Below are 1,967 nucleotides of genomic sequence, written 5' to 3'. Positions count from 1 at the left end.
CGCGGCCGGCCTGACCGCGCTGACCGCCGCCTCCTACGCGGTCGGCCGGCGTGCCGAACGCCACACCCACGGCCCCCTCACCCGGATGACCGGCGGCCGGATCTGACACCGGGGCGGCGGGGCGGGGCGGCGCGGAGCCGGGCCCCACTCGCGCGGTGCGGCCCCGAAGAGGAAAGATGTCTCCGCAAGCGAAGAATCAACCCCTGCGGAGGAGTGGGCACATGCAGCACGAGCGAGCGGGCGGCCCGGCCGGCCCCGAGGATCTCGTCGACGTCGCTCGGCTGGTCACGGCGTACTACGCACTGCACCCCGACCCCGAGGATCCCGGGCAGCGCGTCGCCTTCGGGACGTCGGGACACCGCGGCTCGTCCCTGGCGGCCGCGTTCAACGAGGACCACATCGCCGCGACCAGCCAGGCCATCTGCGAGTACCGCGCCGGCCAGGGCACCGACGGGCCGCTCTTCCTCGGCGCCGACACCCACGCGCTGTCCGAGCCCGCGCGCGTCACCGCCCTGGAGGTGTTCGCGGCCAACGGGGTCACGGTGCTCATCGACAGCGCCGACGGCTACACCCCGACCCCGGCGGTCTCGCACGCGATCCTCACCCACAACCGGGGCCGCGCCACGGGTCTCGCGGACGGCGTCGTCGTCACCCCGTCCCACAACCCGCCCGCCGACGGCGGGTTCAAGTACAACCCGCCCAGCGGCGGCCCCGCCGGTTCGGACGCCACCGGCTGGATCCAGGACCGGGCCAACGACATCATCCGCGGCGGCCTCAAGGACGTCCGCCGCATCCCGTACGCCCGTGCCCTGGCCGCCCCCGGAACCGGCCGGTACGACTTCCTCGGCACCTATGTCGCGGACCTGCCGAACGTGCTGGACCTGGACGCGATCCGCGCGGCCGGCGTAAGGATCGGCGCCGACCCGCTGGGCGGGGCGTCCGTCGCGTACTGGGGCCGGATCGCCGAACAGCACCGGCTCGACCTCACCGTGGTCAACCCGCTCACCGACCCGACCTGGCGGTTCATGACGCTGGACTGGGACGGGAAGATCCGGATGGACTGCTCCTCGCCGCACGCGATGGCGTCCCTCATCCAGCAGCGCGACCGCTTCGACATCGCCACCGGCAACGACGCGGACGCCGACCGGCACGGCATCGTCACCCCGGACGCCGGGCTGATGAACCCCAACCACTACCTCGCCACGGCGATCGGCTACCTCTACGCGCACCGCGAGCAGTGGCCGTCCGCGGCCGGTGTCGGCAAGACCCTGGTGTCCTCCGCGATGATCGACCGGGTCGCCGCCGACCTGAAGCGCGAACTCGTCGAGGTGCCCGTCGGTTTCAAGTGGTTCGTGGACGGACTGGCCGGCGGCACCCTCGGCTTCGGCGGTGAGGAGTCGGCGGGGGCCTCCTTCCTGCGCCGGGACGGCTCGGTGTGGACCACCGACAAGGACGGCATCATCCTGGCGCTGCTCGCGTCCGAGATCACGGCCGTCACCGGGAAGACGCCCTCCGCGCACTACGCCGCGCTCACCTCCCGCTTCGGCGAGCCCGCCTACGAGCGGATCGACGCCCCGGCGACCCGTGAGGAGAAGGCCCGCCTGGCGAAGCTGTCTCCCGCCCAGGTCACCGCGGACACCCTGGCGGGGGAGGCGGTCACCGCGGTGCTCACCGAGGCGCCGGGCAACGGCGCGTCCATCGGGGGCATCAAGGTGGCCACGGACAGCGCCTGGTTCGCCGCCCGCCCCTCCGGCACCGAGGACGTGTACAAGATCTACGCCGAGTCGTTCCAGGGGTCCGAGCACCTCCGCCGGGTGCAGGAGGAGGCCAAGGCCGTGGTCCTCGCGGCACTGAGCGACTGAGCCGCACCCCGGACGGGCACGCCCCGGTCACCCGCCACGGTGGCCGGGGTGCGTCAGCCGGTCCGGACGCCGGGGGCGGACGGGGCCGGGGAGGTGAGTTCCGGT

1 protein-coding gene is annotated in these 1,967 nt (G+C 73.7%); it reads left to right on the top strand.

From position 1 onward, the window contains the following. Positions 1 to 221 precede the first annotated feature (221 nt). On the top strand, positions 222 to 1,862 hold the full coding sequence (pgm, locus tag B7767_RS09525) for a phosphoglucomutase (alpha-D-glucose-1,6-bisphosphate-dependent) (RefSeq protein ID WP_085571805.1): 1,641 nt from the start codon (positions 222 to 224) through the stop codon (positions 1,860 to 1,862). Positions 1,863 to 1,967: the final 105 nt, after the last annotated feature.

It is taken from the genome of Streptomyces sp. 13-12-16 (genome assembly GCF_002114215.1).
Classification (GTDB): Bacteria; Actinomycetota; Actinomycetes; order Streptomycetales; family Streptomycetaceae; genus Streptomyces.
The sequence above is the reverse complement of the archived record's forward strand: the minus strand, read 5'-3'. Positions and strand labels throughout refer to the sequence as shown.

Bases quoted from the DNA above. Each gene is read 5' to 3' on its own strand.
- pgm (WP_085571805.1), top strand. From the start codon at position 222: ATGCAGCACGAGCGAGCGGGCGGCCCGGCCGGCCCCGAGGATCTCGTC.